At 47.0% G+C, this 16086-nt stretch carries 16 protein-coding genes; 14 read left to right on the forward strand and 2 right to left on the reverse strand.

Annotated features, from left to right (window positions below; all coding sequences use genetic code 11):
* Positions 1-85 precede the first annotated feature (85 nt).
* The 7 genes from ACKPBX_RS00590 (at position 86) to ACKPBX_RS00620 (ending at position 7725) form a co-directional block, all read left to right on the forward strand.
* Positions 86-2962 (forward strand): sigma-54-dependent transcriptional regulator, encoded by a 2877-nt coding sequence (locus ACKPBX_RS00590; protein WP_319995724.1) that lies wholly within the window; start codon positions 86-88, stop codon positions 2960-2962.
* A gap of 210 nt (positions 2963-3172) precedes the next feature.
* Positions 3173-4159, forward strand: a complete 987-nt coding sequence (locus tag ACKPBX_RS00595) for a mannose/fructose/sorbose PTS transporter subunit IIA (protein WP_086627940.1) — start codon at positions 3173-3175, stop codon at positions 4157-4159.
* Positions 4160-4180: 21 nt separating this feature from the next.
* Positions 4181-4981: a PTS mannose/fructose/sorbose transporter subunit IIC gene (locus ACKPBX_RS00600; protein WP_086627939.1), complete on the forward strand. Its 801-nt coding sequence runs from the start codon at positions 4181-4183 to the stop codon at positions 4979-4981.
* Positions 4982-4998: 17 nt separating this feature from the next.
* Positions 4999-5925 (forward strand): PTS system mannose/fructose/sorbose family transporter subunit IID, encoded by a 927-nt coding sequence (locus ACKPBX_RS00605; protein ID WP_319995725.1) that lies wholly within the window; start codon positions 4999-5001, stop codon positions 5923-5925.
* Positions 5926-6054: 129 nt separating this feature from the next.
* On the forward strand, positions 6055-6435 hold the full coding sequence (locus ACKPBX_RS00610; protein WP_086627937.1) for a DUF956 family protein: 381 nt from the start codon (positions 6055-6057) through the stop codon (positions 6433-6435).
* Positions 6436-6503: 68 nt separating this feature from the next.
* Positions 6504-7001, forward strand: coding sequence for a mannose/fructose/sorbose PTS transporter subunit IIB (locus tag ACKPBX_RS00615; RefSeq protein ID WP_180687935.1), 498 nt, complete (start codon positions 6504-6506; stop codon positions 6999-7001).
* Between the two features lie 91 nt (positions 7002-7092).
* Positions 7093-7725 carry a copper homeostasis protein CutC gene (locus ACKPBX_RS00620; RefSeq protein WP_319995726.1) on the forward strand — a complete coding sequence of 211 codons (633 nt, stop codon included), beginning with the start codon at positions 7093-7095 and terminating at the stop codon, positions 7723-7725.
* Positions 7726-7922: 197 nt separating this feature from the next.
* Here ACKPBX_RS00620 and ACKPBX_RS00625 read toward each other — a convergent pair whose 3' ends face one another.
* Both ACKPBX_RS00625 and ACKPBX_RS00630 read right to left on the reverse strand, forming a co-directional pair.
* On the reverse strand, positions 7923-9143 hold the full coding sequence (locus ACKPBX_RS00625; protein WP_319995727.1) for a putative glycoside hydrolase: 1221 nt from the start codon (positions 9141-9143) through the stop codon (positions 7923-7925).
* Positions 9143-10522: a polysaccharide deacetylase family protein gene (locus ACKPBX_RS00630; protein WP_319995728.1), complete on the reverse strand. Its 1380-nt coding sequence runs from the start codon at positions 10520-10522 to the stop codon at positions 9143-9145. The genes ACKPBX_RS00625 and ACKPBX_RS00630 overlap by 1 nt, the downstream gene beginning before the upstream one ends.
* A gap of 270 nt (positions 10523-10792) precedes the next feature.
* Here ACKPBX_RS00630 and lspA point away from each other — a divergent pair, with 270 nt between their 5' ends.
* The 7 genes from lspA to pyrE all read left to right on the forward strand — a co-directional run bounded on the left by lspA (position 10793) and on the right by pyrE (position 16064).
* On the forward strand, positions 10793-11272 hold the full coding sequence (lspA, locus tag ACKPBX_RS00635) for a signal peptidase II (RefSeq protein ID WP_086627934.1): 480 nt from the start codon (positions 10793-10795) through the stop codon (positions 11270-11272).
* 12 nt (positions 11273-11284) lie between these two features.
* Complete coding sequence (locus ACKPBX_RS00640) at positions 11285-12190, forward strand: RluA family pseudouridine synthase (protein ID WP_086627933.1); 906 nt, start codon at positions 11285-11287, stop codon at positions 12188-12190.
* A gap of 173 nt (positions 12191-12363) precedes the next feature.
* Complete coding sequence (gene pyrR, locus ACKPBX_RS00645) at positions 12364-12903, forward strand: bifunctional pyr operon transcriptional regulator/uracil phosphoribosyltransferase PyrR (protein ID WP_086627932.1); 540 nt, start codon at positions 12364-12366, stop codon at positions 12901-12903.
* 121 nt (positions 12904-13024) lie between these two features.
* The gene (locus tag ACKPBX_RS00650) at positions 13025-13801 is read left to right on the forward strand and encodes a dihydroorotate dehydrogenase electron transfer subunit (protein WP_319995729.1); all 777 of its coding nucleotides are present in this window, start codon (positions 13025-13027) and stop codon (positions 13799-13801) included.
* Complete coding sequence (locus ACKPBX_RS00655) at positions 13798-14727, forward strand: dihydroorotate dehydrogenase (RefSeq protein WP_140185745.1); 930 nt, start codon at positions 13798-13800, stop codon at positions 14725-14727. Before ACKPBX_RS00650 ends, ACKPBX_RS00655 begins: the two co-directional genes overlap by 4 nt.
* The gene (gene pyrF / locus ACKPBX_RS00660; RefSeq protein WP_086627930.1) at positions 14717-15430 is read left to right on the forward strand and encodes an orotidine-5'-phosphate decarboxylase; all 714 of its coding nucleotides are present in this window, start codon (positions 14717-14719) and stop codon (positions 15428-15430) included. Before ACKPBX_RS00655 ends, pyrF begins: the two co-directional genes overlap by 11 nt.
* Position 15431: 1 nt before the next feature.
* Entirely contained in the window at positions 15432-16064 is a 633-nt protein-coding gene (pyrE, locus tag ACKPBX_RS00665; protein ID WP_319995730.1) for an orotate phosphoribosyltransferase, read from the forward strand.
* Positions 16065-16086: the final 22 nt, after the last annotated feature.

Raw genomic sequence — 16086 nt, forward strand, 5'->3', positions numbered from 1 at the left:
GAACGGCACTTTTCGTAAGCTTCCACTTTCGTTTTTTTCGGGACTATGGTACTTTTATGGGGATGAAGTAAAAGGAGGAATCTCGATGAAACGAATTGATCGAATCTACGAGTATATCAAAATCCGCTCAGAGGAGTGGACTGAAGCTGCTTTTGAGCAAGAGAACGATGGTGTGACGACTCAGGAAGTCGTGATGCAGCTCGATATCAAACGGCCAAATGCAAGCAGCGACTTAAATGAGCTCGTGCGTCTGGGAAAGCTGATCAAATCCTCTGGACGGCCGGTCAGATATGCGGATCACTCTTTGAAATGGAATGAGCGACCACAAAAAAAGATGCACTCATATAAAGAAGACCCACTCAAGCCAACAGCAAGGGCAAGCAGCGAAAAACGCGGGTCTGCCTCTGAAATTTCTCGTGTCCTCACAACCCGGGAAGGAAACAATACGGGTAGCCGTGAAACAAATAGTGAGGTATTTGCGAATGTAATCGGTTCAAAAGATAGTATGCGGACTCAAGTTGATCAGGCAAAGGCGGCGATCCTCTATCCTCCTAAGGGGTTAAGCTGCTTGATCACTGGACCAACAGGGAGCGGGAAAACCTTTTTTGTTCATGCGATGTTTCGTTTCGCGCAAGCAAATCAAGTTTTTGCAGCTGATAAGGAGCTGGTTGTATTCAATTGTGCCGACTATGCGCACAATCCCGAATTATTGATGGCTCATTTGTTCGGATATCGTAAGGGTGCTTTTACAGGAGCGACGGAAACGACGGACGGCTTGATCCAACGGGCAGACGGCGGCATGCTGTTTATGGACGAAGTGCACCGCCTGCCGCCGGAAGGGCAAGAAATGATTTTTTATCTTCTGGATCACGGCACCTATAATCGATTAGGCGAAACCGATAAAGCCAACAAAGTAAATGTCCGTCTTGTTTGTGCAACGACGGAAGATCCCGCTTCCAGTTTGCTCCAGACCTTTGTGCGACGTATTCCAATCGTTATTAAATTGCCGCAATTTTCGGAGCGTCCGATTGCGGAACAAGTGGACTTGTTGAAGCGGATGGTCTCGATCGAAGCCAATCGAATCCAAAAAAGTATCCATGTGAAACAGGATGCAGTGAAGGCTTTGATCGGCAGCGTAACCTACGGAAATGTCGGGCAGTTGAAATCGAATGTCCAGCTTGTTTGTGCGCGGGCCTTTTTGAACTATATGAATTCAAGTGAAATATCGATTACGTTGGATGAGCTTACACCAGAGATCCAAAACGGCCTGCTCAATCTGGCGAATAATCATCGCGAGCGCTTGAATGAACTTACTCGGATGCTGGAGCCCGTGCTGACGTTGGTGCCGAATGAAGGAGCGGAAAGCCCGCTGAAAGGCGATTCCTATGAGCTTCCTTATAATCTGTATGAAATTATCGGAAATAAGGCCGCGCTGCTGCGGGAAGATGGGCTTGATAAGGAATCCATAAATCATTATATTACGACCGACATCAATGTCCATCTGAAGTCTTTCTATCGTGATACGGGTTTGACCTTTGACACGGAGAAAAAGCTTTCTGAAATCATTGATCAACGCATTATTCGCTTTGCAAAAAATATGTTCGAATATGCCCAAGATCATTTGGATTATCACTTCCAACGGAACTTCGTCTATGCGATGAGTCTGCATATCAGCTCATTTTTAAAGCGGATCCAATTAGGCGAAAGCAGCCGGACGCTCCATGCAAGCATCAAAAATATGGTGGAAGATTATCCCCAAGAGTTTACGGTCGCTAAATGGATGAAACAAGAGCTGCAAAAAGAATACAGCATCAACATCCCCGAGGTGGAGACCTATTATCTGACTTTGTTGCTGGTTTCATTAAAGCAAGACAAAGCCACAGGGCGCGTGGGTGTTGTGATTGCAGCCCATGGCAGGAGCACAGCAACGAGCATGGCCGAGGTTGTGACGACATTGTTGGGTGTCGACAATATTCGCGCTGTAGATATGCCTCTTGAGATGAAGCCCCAAGTGGCCCTCGAAAAAATTATTCATTGTGTTCAAGAAATCGATCGAGGGAGCGGAGTCATTTTGTTGGTCGATATGGGCTCGCTGGCGACTTTTTCCGAAAAAATCACAGAAAAAACCGGAATTGAGGTCAAAACGATCGACATGGTCACAACGCCAATCGTTTTGGAAACGGTACGCAAGACAGATCTTGTTGAAACGACACTTGATGAAATTTATCGATCGCTCCAATCTTTCCGTGGTTATGCAGGAAGCAGCGTGACCACCAGAGAGGAGAACGGGCACACCCTGAAGCGCAAAAAGGCAATCATTGCGATCTGCGCTTCGGGTGAAGGAACCGCGCAAAAGATGAAGGAGATCATCGACAAGCATTTAGAGAAATATTTTGATGTGGAAATCGAGGTACTGCCGATTTCGGTGATCGAAATGGATGAGCAATTGGCAAACTTGCAACAGGAGTATGAAATCCTGGCGACAACAGGAATCGTCAAACCAAAAATCGATGCCGTTTACATTCCAATGGAACATTTCTTCAACGGAGATGCCGAAAAGGTATTGGACTATTTAGTGGAAGAAGCCGAATCCTATGATGATAGCGAGTTGACATTGGAAAAGGCGAAGCAGATATGCGTGGAATACATGACGCAAAGCTTTACTTTCTTGAATCCGCAAAAGCTGATCGAACCTTTGTGGAAGTTTAGTTCTTCCTTATTGAAGAATGAAGAAAATTATTCCCAAACAATCAATCTTCTGATGCACCTCGCGGGAATGTTTGAGCGGTCCTTGCGCCAAGATACATTGATTGCACCGCTTGAAGAACTGGAAATGACAGAACAGTCCGATACATTTAAGCAGCTGGAACAATCTTTAAATCTCCTCAGCAGCACTTTTCAAATTGAAATGCCGAAAGATGAAGTATACTATCTACAACAATTGTTGGCCTATCAAGAATAACGATACAGTATCGCATACACTAACAAAAAATAATTATAGATACACTAAGACACTATGTGTTTTAGTGTATTTTTTCTGCTATTTTCTCCGAAGAAACGGGCCATACACTAAGTTGGCACGCTTTTTGCATATAGTATAGTGTCTGGTAAATGGCCTGCCAAGCTATTTATCCAAACAGTCACAAAAATATATTCAATAGGAGGTATACAAATGGTAGGAATTATCCTAGCAAGTCATGGAGATTTCGCTGAAGGCATTCTGCAATCTGCTTCGATGATTTTCGGCGAACAAGAAAATGTCAAAGCAGTGACCTTGGCGCCAAGCGAAGGACCGGACGATGTCAAAAGAAAGATGCAAGAGGCTATCGCATCCTTTGACAATCAAGATGAAGTGCTGTTCTTAGTCGATTTATGGGGCGGTACACCGTTCAACCAAGCCAACAGTCTTTTTGAAGCACATAAAGACACTTGGGCGATTATCGCCGGAATGAACCTTCCGATGGTCATCGAAGCGTATGCTGCACGTCTGAGCATGGAATCAGCACAAAAGATTGCTGCTCAAATTCTTCCAGCAGCGAAGGATGGCGTAAGAGCTAAGCCAGAAAGTTTAGAGCCGAAGAAAGTGGAAGCGGCTTCTAAGGTACAACCGCTAAAAGGCAGCCTTCCCCCAGGGACAGTTGTTGGCGATGGCAAAATCAAGTTATCTTTAGTTCGTTTGGATTCACGTTTGCTTCACGGACAAGTGGCAACAACGTGGGCGAAATCAGCCGGAACAGATCGAATCATCGTAGTTTCGGATGATGTCTCAAGAGATGAATTGCGTAAAAACCTCATCGTGCAAGCGGCTCCTCCAGGAGTCAAAGCCAATGTGATTCCAATCAAAAAAATGATTGAAATTGCGAAAGATCCTCGTTTTGGAAACACTCACGCTCTCTTGCTTTTTGAAAATGTGCAAGATGTCGTTCGGGTAATCGAAGGCGGCGTGAAGATTGAGGAATTGAATGTTGGGTCAATGGCTCACTCAGTCGGCAAGGTTGTTGTGAATAAGGTCTTATCAATGGGGCCTGAAGATGTGAAAGCATTTGAAGCATTGAAAACAAAAGGTGTTAAATTTGATGTCCGGAAAGTTCCGAATGATTCATCGGAAAAAATGGATACGTTGCTGAAAAAAGCTAAAGAAGAATTAGCAAAGGCATAACAAGAAAAGAGGAGGTATATTATGTCAGTCATTTCAATTATTCTGGTTATCATCGTGGCATTCTTTGCCGGGATGGAAGGTATTTTAGATGAGTTCCAATTCCATCAACCGCTCGTTGCATGTACACTGATCGGCCTGGTCACAGGAAATCTTGAAGCTGGTATTATTCTTGGCGGATCATTACAAATGATCGCCTTAGGTTGGGCAAACATCGGAGCCGCTGTAGCACCTGACGCAGCACTCGCTTCTGTCGCATCTGCAATTATTTTGGTATTAGGTGGTCAAGGTGTAGATGGCGTATCTTCCGCTATTGCCATTGCGATCCCTCTGGCTGTTGCTGGTTTGGTCTTGACGATGTTCGTTCGTACTCTAGCAGTTCCTGTTGTTCATTTGATGGACGCAGCTGCAGAACAAGGCGACTATCGTAAGATTGAATTGCTTCAAATTGGAGCAATTGCCATGCAAGGTTTGCGTATCGCAATTCCTGCTGCATTGCTACTGTTCATCCCTGCAGACGCTGTCCGTTCTGGCTTGGAAGCAATGCCGGGTTGGTTGACTGATGGAATGGCAATCGGTGGTGGTATGGTCGTAGCCGTTGGTTATGCAATGGTCATCAATATGATGGCTACTAAAGAAGTATGGCCATTCTTCATCATTGGTTTCGTTGTTGCTGCTGTATCTCAATTGACGTTGATCGCATTAGGAGCCCTAGGCGTTGCAATGGCCTTGATCTACTTGAACCTTTCAAAAATGGGCGGTTCTGGTAATGGCGGTTCTGGTAACACTGGCGATCCACTTGATTCGATACTCAACGACTATTAGGAAAGGAGACTGCAAACATGGCACAAAATACGGCAAATAAAAAATTCGTATTAACTAAAAAAGATAGATTAGCGGTTGCTTGGCGTTCCACCTTCATACAAGGATCATGGAACTATGAACGGATGCAAAACGGTGGCTGGGCTTTCGCAATGATTCCAGCAATCAAGAAACTTTATCCAGAAAAGGAAGATCGCGTCCTAGCATTGAAACGCCACTTGGAATTCTTCAATACACATCCATATGTGGCCTCTCCAGTATTAGGAGTAACGCTAGCGTTGGAAGAAGAACGCGCAAACGGAGCTCCAGTAGATGATGTTACGATTCAAGGTGTGAAGGTCGGAATGATGGGACCTCTTGCCGGTGTTGGTGACCCTGTGTTCTGGTTTACAGTCCGTCCAATTCTGGGGGCTTTAGGTGCATCCTTGGCCTTAACAGGAAACATCTTAGGACCTATCTTATTCTTTGTTGCATGGAACGCTATCCGTTGGGGATTCATGTGGTATACCCAAGAATTCGGTTATAAGGCTGGATCAAAAATCACTGAGGATTTGTCAGGCGGAATACTGCAAGATTTGACAAAAGGAGCTTCCATTCTTGGGATGTTCGTATTGGCTGCCTTGGTGCAACGTTGGGTATCCATCTCGTTTGCTCCGACCGTTTCTTCAGTGAAACTTTCAGAAGGCGCATTTATCGATTGGGAAAACCTGCCAAGTGGCACTGCTGGTATCCAGCAAGCGCTGAGCCAATATACTTCAGGCTTGTCACTGACTGATACAAAAGTAACGACCTTGCAAAACAACTTGGATCAATTGATCCCTGGCTTGGCAGCATTGCTGTTGACATTCCTTTGCATGTGGTTATTGAAGAAGAAAGTTTCTCCAATCGTGATCATTCTTGGGCTGTTCGTTGTCGGTATCGGCGGACGCTTGATCGGATTGCTATAATTTTCCGATGCATCAAAAATGATGATTGTGAGGCTCAGGCAAACCTGCCTGGGCCTTGTTTTTTTCTTGTAAAGAACAAAGGTAGTATATTATACTCAAATTAGACAAAAAGAGAGAGGGGCATATGTAATGGTTGAATCCCTGAATGCAAAGGTTGATATGGTAGTGGATGGTACTTCTTATATGGGGTTAACAGACTATGGGAAAATTATGATTGGAGATCAGGCATTTGAATTTTATCATCATCGTGATCCGCGAAAGTTCATTCAAATTCCTTGGGAAGAGGTTGATTATGTCCTAGCATCGGTGATGTTCAAAGGAAAATGGATTCCTCGTTTTGCGCTTCAGACAAAGAAAGACGGTACGTATACTTTTTCATCAAAAAATCCCAAGGACGTTTTACGTGCGATCCGCATCTATGTACAGCCAGATCATATGGTTCAATCATTGGGTTTCTTCGATGTTTTGAAGAATGCCTTCAAGCATATGCTCAAAAAGAAAGCATCCTAAATTGCGGCTGGAAATCAAGGTGCATACGGTTGGTGGTTGCTGGATGAGCGATTTAAGGAGGTTCTAACGTGGTGATGGATATTCGATTGGTACGAATCGACGATCGTTTGATTCATGGACAGGTGGCAACCGTGTGGACAAAGCTAAGCAAGGCAGAGCGGATTATTGTCATCAGTGACGAGGTGGCGCGGGATCATCTGCGTAAGACGCTCTTGCGTCAAGTCGCTCCACCAGGTGTAAAGGTCAATGTGATTCCAGTGGATAAGTTTGTCGATATTTACTTCGATGATGCGCATAACCAATTTCGGGCGATGCTCTTGTTTACGAATCCTCTCGATGTCGCACGAATCGTGCAAAGAGGCGTTCAAATTGATCATGTCAATATCGGCAGTATGAGTTATTCTGATGGAAAAAAGATGATCACCAACGCAGTAGCCGTTGATAAACGTGATATTCAGGCTTTCGAGTATCTGAATTTCAAGGGTATCCAATTGGATATCCGGAAGGTCGTCGCTGACAATAAATTGGATCTCATGCAAGTGCTGAAAAAAGAAGGATTATTATAGCGCACAATAAAAGAAGTCACAAAGCGAATGTAACAGCTTTCTGACTTCTTTATTTTAATTCGGAGCGGTATAGTATGTATGAGGTGATGGAATGCTAAAAGAAGCATGTGTAGAAAATTTTACGAATGTCCCTGGGGTCATCGCGCGCGGGGCTAAACGGATTGAACTGTGTGACAACTTAACTGTAGGGGGAACAACACCAAGCGTTGGCGTCATCAAAATCACAACGGATTATTGCTCGGACAAAGATGTACCCGTTATCGTAATACTGCGACCACGGGGTGGAGATTTTGTTTATTCCATTCTGGAAAAAGCTATCATGATGCGGGATTTAGAAGAAATCATTTCCTTGCATTCCGATGGTATAGCGGTGGGGGCTTTAACCGCGGCTAACGAGTTGGATAAACCATTTTTGGAGGAAATCGCTAAGTTAGCCATCGATAATGGAATAGAACTTGCTTTCCATATGGCATTTGATCACATGCCGGAAGGTAAACAAAAAGACGCATTGTTATGGTTGGGAGAAATTGGTTTTACACGGATTTTGACGCATGGCGGTCCTACCGAAAACACGATTTTCGATAACGCAGCGCACATTGCCGAACTTGCGAAAATCAGTCCCGGTATGACGATCATGCCGGGCGGCGGTATTACGAAAGACAATCTCGCAGACCTTGAAAAAATTTTGGGATTCACCGAAGTACACGGGACGCGAATTGTGTAGGATCCTATCAAAGGCAAAAAAGAGACTGTATCAGAACCAGAACAGGATTTTCTGGCTTTGATGCAGCCTCTTTTGTATGGGCTTACCCCTTTATGCGCAGAGATTCCCTTCCAAAACCCATTTGGCGGGGAATCCCACCGCCAAACCGCAAAGAAGGGGCTGCCTCATCATCGAGACAGCCCCTTCGTTAGGCATTTTTAGTAAGTGTAGTTATTCAGTGCGTTCCACAAAAGGAACTCATTGACGCCGGCATCGTACAGTGCCTGCACTTGGGCATCGACTTGTTCTTTGCCGTAGGTTTGGTAGAAACCGGAACCCAGATAGGAAGCGGTGAAATCCTGTAGCCACGGTCGGCTGATAGGCGGTGTTTCCAAAGTTGCAAGCAACTCGTTTTCGACGATCATATATTCGGATACCAGTTCATAGGGATAAAGATCCGGTTTGTAGATGCCGAAGTAATCGGTGCCCCAGTGGCTCGGGTAGATCATCGAGGAGATGACATCGACATTCTCGGAAATCTGTGGGAAGTTCTGGCCGATGCCGGATGCTTCGACGACAGAAGCGGTATAGCCGAAGATATCAACGGATACGTCCACGCCGTAGGGCATCAATTTTTCTTTCGCATAAGCGGTAAAGTCTGTGATGGCTTGCACGCGTTTTTCGTCGTCGGTCATTTCCAAGTCAGCGTATTCGCCCATGTCGTAATTCAAGTCATCGCCCCAGACTTCGAAGCCTTCCGGGAAGCGGACATAGTCGAACTGGACTTCCTTGAATCCGACTTTGGCTGCTTCAATCCCGACATTGACTGCATAATCCCAAGTCTGCTTCAGGAACGGGTTGATGAACGATTCGCCGTTGGAAGCGACCCAGACGGAGCCATCGCTTTCGGTGAAGGACATCTCCGGTTGTTCGTTGGCCAACAGCGTATCCTTGAAGGTCACGATGCGGGCAATCGGATAAATCTGTTTCTCTTCCATCACGTCCATCAACTCTTTGATATCCGGGATATACTCTTCCGTATTTTCCTGGATGTGGCTATCCTTCGAGTTGAAGTCTGCAGTCACGACGCCCATGTCATCCTTGATGTCGATGACCATCGCGTTCAGATTGTTTGAATCGACGTAATCGACTAGTTTGTTGAATTTTTCTTCATAGCCGACCGAGTAGGCCGTCACGTAGATCCCTTTTACGCCGTCAGTCGGATAGGCGATTTCGACACCACTGTCGTAGAAGAATTTCTTCGGTAGTTCCTTGGCGGTAGGTGTCTTCAAAAGGGCACCTTGGCGCAGCGTCAGCGTGCTGGTGGCTGCTGTCGTTTCAGCAGAGCTTTCGGTTTCGCTGGCCGATGCAACCGTCGTGCTGGATAGGAAAAACAATAAACTAGCGGCAGCGAGTGTCTGTTTAAAATAAGTCATCATTACATTTCCTCCCGTTCAGGCGATTCGATCACATTCGGATCCACGATGGTGATATCTTTCGCGCGCAGGCCATCGATGATGGCGCCGATCGCGTCGTTTGTCCAGGGACGATCATGCATCAGCAAGTTCGCGCCGTCACCCAAGTATTTTGAATTGACCATGACATCGGCTAAAGCAGTGCCTTCCATGAATTCTTCGACCCAGTCATAGCCGTAGGTCCAGTTCATGATTGTCATGCCTTCCGCTGCGGCGATCGCGATGGTGTCCTCATTATATTGTCCGTATGGGGCACGCAGGAAGCGTGGACGCTCGCCGGTGATTTCTTCGATCAGGTCGTTCGTTGATTTGATTTCCTCCAGTTGTTCATCATAGGTCAGAGTTTGGAAATCGGGATGCGAATAGGAATGGTTCCCGATTTCGAAGCCCATGTCATAGACGGTCTTGATGTCTTCTCGCGCTTGCTCGTTCGTGAGGAATTGTCCCATTACGAAGAAGATGGCATTGGCATCCTTCGATTTGACGGTTTCGGCAATTTCCACGGTGTAGCTGTTCGGTTGCTGCGGCGCATCATCAAAAGTCAACAAAGCGACCTGCGTGTTGCCGTCCTCATCAATCGGTTGGACCGTGGAAATCTCTGGATTGATGCGGTATTCGTAGCTGACGGGCTCAGCTTTTTTTGCTGGCGTTTCTGCAGCGGCAGCCTCAGAGGATTCCGCAGCGCCGGCAGAAGAATCGGCTTCTGCACTTCCTTCCGTACCGATTGCGGCGATGGCTGCTTCCAATTCAACCAATTGCGCATCCAATGTCGTCAAATTCTCAGCGACTGGAGCGAGGTTGGCTTGGTTTGTTTCGGCGCTAAGATTGATCGCTTCGATGCCTGCAAAGAACGTATCAAAAGTGGCATCATCTGCTCCGAAGCCGGTCAACAGTTCTTCTTCTTTATCCAAGCTGTCTCGATAGGCAGCTAGGTAAGCCAACGAATTTTCGCTGAACAAATCCAACGTTTCGCCGATTGCCTGCATCTGATCCAGCGGCAAGGTCTCTTCGTCGAAGGCAACAAAGTCGGCTTTCGTTTCGGCCAATCCCTCCAAAGCGCTTTCAATCGAATCGGCTAAAGTGCGGCGTTCTTCCAGGTTGCTGAACACGGCTGCCGATCCGTCTTTGAAAGTCTTCAATTCTTCATCGCTGGCCAGCGATTCGTCAAATGTTGTCTGTAATGCGGTCTCCAATTGTTGCAGCTCATTCAATTGGGCAACAATTTCGGTTTCTTCGGTTCTGATCTGGGTGATTGTTTCTGTCGTTTCTTTCACTTGATCAGCGCAGGCTGACAATACCAGTGCACTGGTAAAAACTAATGCAATCTTCTTACCTCTCAACATAAACAAGCTCCTTTATTACGTGATATATAACAATACAATCTTCATTATACCGAAAATGAGGATTCTTTATCAAGGTCGATTGCGCTATATGCAGAAAATTGTTAAAGATACATTAAAATGATAGTCACAACTTACCTGATGTGTAAGGCAAATAAGGCTTCAATCGGAAATGCCGGAATCAATGACTATACAATTTTGAAAATTAGTTTACAATAGATAGAGGCAAAAGATACGGAAAAACGTTAATTTCAGAATAAGTGAGGCTATCGGATGATTATCTATTATATATTGGCCATCTTGCTGTTGGTCCTGGACCAGTGGAGCAAACTGGCCATCGTAAATAATTTTGCATTGCACGAAGTAAAGGAAGTGCTGCCGGGCATTTTGTCCCTGTTCTACATTCAGAACGAGGGCGCTGCCTGGGGGATTTTTGAAGGAAGAATGTTCTTTTTCTTCATCATTACCGTAGTTGTTGTGGGCGCGATGGTCTATAATGCACACAAGCAAGGCTTCGACAAAAAAATCGTGGGCATCAGTTACGCTTTCCTTTTGAGCGGTGCTCTCGGCAATTTCATCGATCGGATGCGTTTGGGATACGTGGTGGATATGTTCCGCCTGGACTTCATTGATTTTCCGATTTTTAATGTGGCGGATGTCTGTTTGACGATAGGCGTCATCCTGATGACGATCTATATCCTTTTCATGGAAGAGGAAGAAGAAAAAATAAGTTCAAAAAATAAGCTAAAGTAAAGTGGGATTCAAATGACAGAAAAAATCGTTTTTAATATTGATGGTCAAACCGGTAGGATCGATAAGATCTTGGCGGATTTCATGACCGGCACAAGCCGCTCGCAGATTCAGGCATGGGTCAAAGACGGCAATCTGATGGTGAACGACAAACCCGTCAAATCGAATTATAAGGTCCAAGAAGGGGATCTTCTGGAATTGACGATTCCGGAACCGGAACAGATCAACGTCACGCCAGAGGATATTGCATTGGATGTCATCTACGAAGACGAGGCGCTATTGGTCGTCAATAAGCCGTCAGGTATGGTTGTGCATCCATCCAAAGGGCATCTTTCCGGCACCCTGGTCAACGGCTTGTTGTTTCACGTAAACTCTCTGTCCGATGGCACGGCTAATATCCGTCCGGGAATCGTTCACCGCATCGATATGGATACATCCGGTTTATTGGTCGTCGCTAAGACGAACGAAGCCCACCAGAAATTGGCGGAGCAGTTGGAGAACCACACGATGGAGCGTGCCTATCTTGCTTTGGTCCATGGTGTGATTCCGCATGATGATGGCACTATCGATGCGCCGATCGCCCGGATGATGATCGACCGCAAAAAACGCACAGTTGCTGACGGCGGCAAAAAGGCAGTGACGCATTTTGATGTCATCGAGCGTTTCCGTGACTTCACTTTGCTGAAATTGCACCTTGAAACCGGCCGTACGCACCAAATCCGTGTCCATATGAAATACATCGGCCATCCAGTTGCCGGAGACCCTATGTACGGACCGGCTGAAACGCTCAGCGGCCATGGACAATATTTGCATGCGGCGACTTTGGGCTTCATCCACCCGACGACGGGCAAGGAAATGCGCTTCGAAGCACCTTTGCCTGATTTCTACAGCGAGAAATTGGCGGAACTGCGCAAAAACTGATTGACAGCAACGGCGCTATTGGTTATCATTACAGTAATATTGAAGGAACCTTTAAAATAGTCCAGAGAGGCTAAAAGGTGCATCACATTTTGTATAGCGTCACGTGACTGTACCCTTATGCCCACATGCATAAGGGTATTTTTTTTCATTTTGACGATGAAGGAGTAGTGGACATGGCAGAAGAAATTGAAATCATGGATGCCCAGACGATGAAACGCGCGCTGACCCGCATCACACATGAGATATTGGAAAAGAACGATGGTACAAAGAACCTGATTTTGGTTGGCATCAAGACGCGCGGCATCTACCTGGCCCAGCGCATCGCTGAACGGATCAAAGATTTTGAAGGTGTCGAGGTGCCGGTGGGGGAATTGGACATCACGCTGTACCGCGATGATGTACACCGCGATACGAATGCCAACCCGGTGCTGCACGAAACGAACATTCCGTTTTCGGTTACCGGCAAGCATGTCGTGCTGGTGGATGATGTGCTGTTCACCGCCCGCACGATCCGGGCAGGCATGGATGCAGTGATGGATCTCGGGAGAGCGAAACGGATCACGGTCGCAGTCCTGATTGACAGAGGACACCGGGAACTGCCGATCAAAGCAGATTATGTCGGCAAGAACATTCCGACATCCCAGGCAGAACAGATTTCCGTCCGTTTGGATGAAGTTGACGGCATCGAAAAAGTTACATTGATCAGAGCATAAAAAATAGGTCGGTGATTCTTTAACTGTGTCCCGAGAGACACAGAAGAATTTGCTTTGAAGCTTGCTCCATCGCATTTTTTTAGATCACCTTATTTTGTCAAAATTAAGGAGGAAAATAATTATGAGTCAAGCTATGATGACAGTCGTCAGTCAGACAGAAATCGCAAAAGATATCTTCGAATTGCGCCTGAAAGGTGCATTAGTGAATGAGATGGGAGCACCGGATCAGTTTTTGCATATCCGTGTCCCAGGGGATGAACTGCTTTTGAGACGCCCCATCAGCATCGCTTCAATCGATGCCGATAAGGAAGAATGCGTCATTATCTACCGTACCGAAGGAAAAGGCACAACCATCATCAGCCAGCTTACAGCAGGCGACGAATTGGATATCCTGGGGCCCTTGGGCAACGGTTATCCGATCGACATGCTTGAAGAAGGTCAGAATGCTCTGCTGATCGGTGGCGGCATCGGCGTTCCTCCGCTTTATGAATTGGCGAAACAATTGCATGCGAAAGGCGTCAATGTGGTGAGCTGCTTCGGTTTCAAAAACAAAGAGGAAGTCTTCTATGAGGAAGAATTCGCGGCATTCGGCAAAGTGAACATCGCGACGGATGACGGCAGCTACGGCAAGCAAGGCTTCGTGACGCAATACTTCGATGAACTGGACGGCTTTGTTCCGGACGCAGTCTTCGCTTGCGGTCCGAAAGGCTTGTTGGTGGCGGTAGCGAAGACATTCGACCCGAGCAAAACTTACCTTTCGCTGGAAGAGCGCATGGCCTGCGGTATCGGAGCCTGCTATGGTTGCGTCTGCGACAAGAAAAACAGCACATCAGCTTACGATAATTACAGAGTCTGTGTCGAAGGACCGGTCTTCAGAGCAGAGGAGATAGTATTATGAATCGATTAGCAGTCAGTTTACCCGGTTTGGAATTAAAAAACCCGATCATCCCTGCAAGCGGATGTTTCGGTTTCGGCGAGGATTACGGCAAGTTCTACGACTTGAGCCTGTTGGGCGCCATCATGACGAAAGCGACGACGCTGGAGCCCCGCAGAGGCAATCCTACGCCGCGTTTGGCGGAAACGCCATCCGGCATGCTGAATGCCATCGGCTTGCAGAACCCAGGTGTTGAGGTTGTTGTTGCACAGAAGCACACGGCGCTTGAAAAATACGATGTGCCTTTGATTTCGAACGTTGCCGGAAACACAGTCGATGATTATTACCAAGTCTGCAAAGCCGTTTCCCAATCACCGAACGTCAAAGCGATCGAATTGAATATTTCTTGCCCGAACGTCCACAAAGGCGGGCTGCAGTTCGGCACCGATCCGGAGATGGCAGCTGCCGTCACGCGTGCGGCCAAAGAAGGCGCAACCGTTCCGGTTTACGTCAAATTATCACCGAACGTTACGGATATCGTTGAGATCGCCAAGGCGGTTGAAGCAGCCGGAGCGGATGGCATTTCGATGATCAACACGCTTGTGGGCATGCGCATTGATTTGCACACGCGCAAACCAATCATCGCCAACAAGACGGGCGGACTTTCCGGTCCTGCCATCAAACCGGTAGCGATCCGCATGATCTATCAAGTGGCGCGCGCAGTCAATATTCCGATCATCGGGATGGGCGGCGTCTATACGGTGGATGATGTGCTGGAAATGTTCATGGCTGGAGCAAGCGCGGTCGGCGTCGGCATGGCCAATTTCACCGATCCGTTCGTTTGCCCGAAACTGATTGAACAGCTTCCGCAACGCATGGACGAATTGGGCATCAATAGCCTGCAGGAATTGATCAATGAAGTGAGAGAAGGCATCCAGAATGAACGATAAACCGATAATAGCATTGGACTTTTCAACGAGCGAAGAAATTAAAGATTTTTTACTGTTATTCAAAGATGAGCCGCTTTATGTAAAAGTGGGGATGGAACTGTATTACCAACATGGCGCGGAAATCGTCAAATGGATCAAAAGTTTGGGCCATGAGATCTTTTTGGATCTGAAGTTGCACGACATCCCGAACACGGTTCATCGCGCCATGAAAGGCTTGGCTGCTTTGGATATCGATATGGTCAATGTCCATGCGGCTGGCGGTTCGGAAATGATGAAAGCCGCCAAAGAAGGCCTGATCGCCGGCACACCGGAAGGAAGCGCCGTTCCAAAGTTGATTGCGGTCACGCAATTGACTTCGACTTCCGAAGAAGCGATGCAGACGGAACAGCTGATCAAAGTCAGCCTGCAGGAAAGCGTCCTGCATTACGCGGATCTGACCTGCAAATCCGGACTCGATGGCGTCGTCTGTTCCGCATGGGAAGCGCGCATGATCAAGGACCACACGAATGATGATTTCATCTGCTTGACACCGGGGATCCGCCCGGCCGGCAGTGCGGTTGGAGACCAGAAGCGCGTAGCGACACCAGGCCGCGCAAGAGAAATCGGTTCAACCTTCATCGTAGTCGGTCGTCCGATCACTCAAGCAGCGGATCCGGTTGCAGCCTATCACGAAATCAAGAATCAATGGAATGGAGCGGAATAAAATGACGATAGCAAAAGAAGTAGCAAAATCATTATTGGACATCAAAGCAGTGAGCTTAAGCCCTCAGGACCCTTTTACTTGGGCATCAGGCATCAGAAGCCCTATCTATTGCGATAACCGCGTCACCATGAGCTACCCGGCTGTGCGCAAACAGATTGCGCAAGGCTTGGCTGATCTGATCAAAGAAAAATACCCAGATGCAGAAGTGATTGCTGGAACTGCGACTGCAGGCATTCCGCACGCAGCTTGGATCGCTGACATTTTGGACTTGCCGATGGTCTACATCCGCAGCAAAGCGAAAGACCATGGAACAGGCCGCAAAATCGAAGGCAAAATCACCGAAGGCCAAAAAATGGTCGTAGTCGAAGATCTGATTTCAACAGGCGGCAGCGTCATCGAAGCGTCAAAAGCAGCCGAACTGGAAGGCGCAAACGTATTGGGTTGCGTCGCCATCTTCACTTATGAATTGGCTAAAGGAACGAAAAATTTCGCCGATGCCGGCCTTGCGATCGACACATTGTCCAACTACAGCACATTGCTGGAAGTTGCCCACGAAACGAATTACATCTCCGAAGAAGAGTTGGAGTTATTGAAAGACTGGAGTAAAGACCCTGAAAACTGGTTCAAGGGCTAATCCCACTTCCGAATAGTTATCA

Origin of the sequence: Trichococcus shcherbakoviae (assembly GCF_963666195.1) — a bacterium.
GTDB classification, from domain to species: Bacteria; Bacillota; Bacilli; order Lactobacillales; family Aerococcaceae; genus Trichococcus; species Trichococcus shcherbakoviae.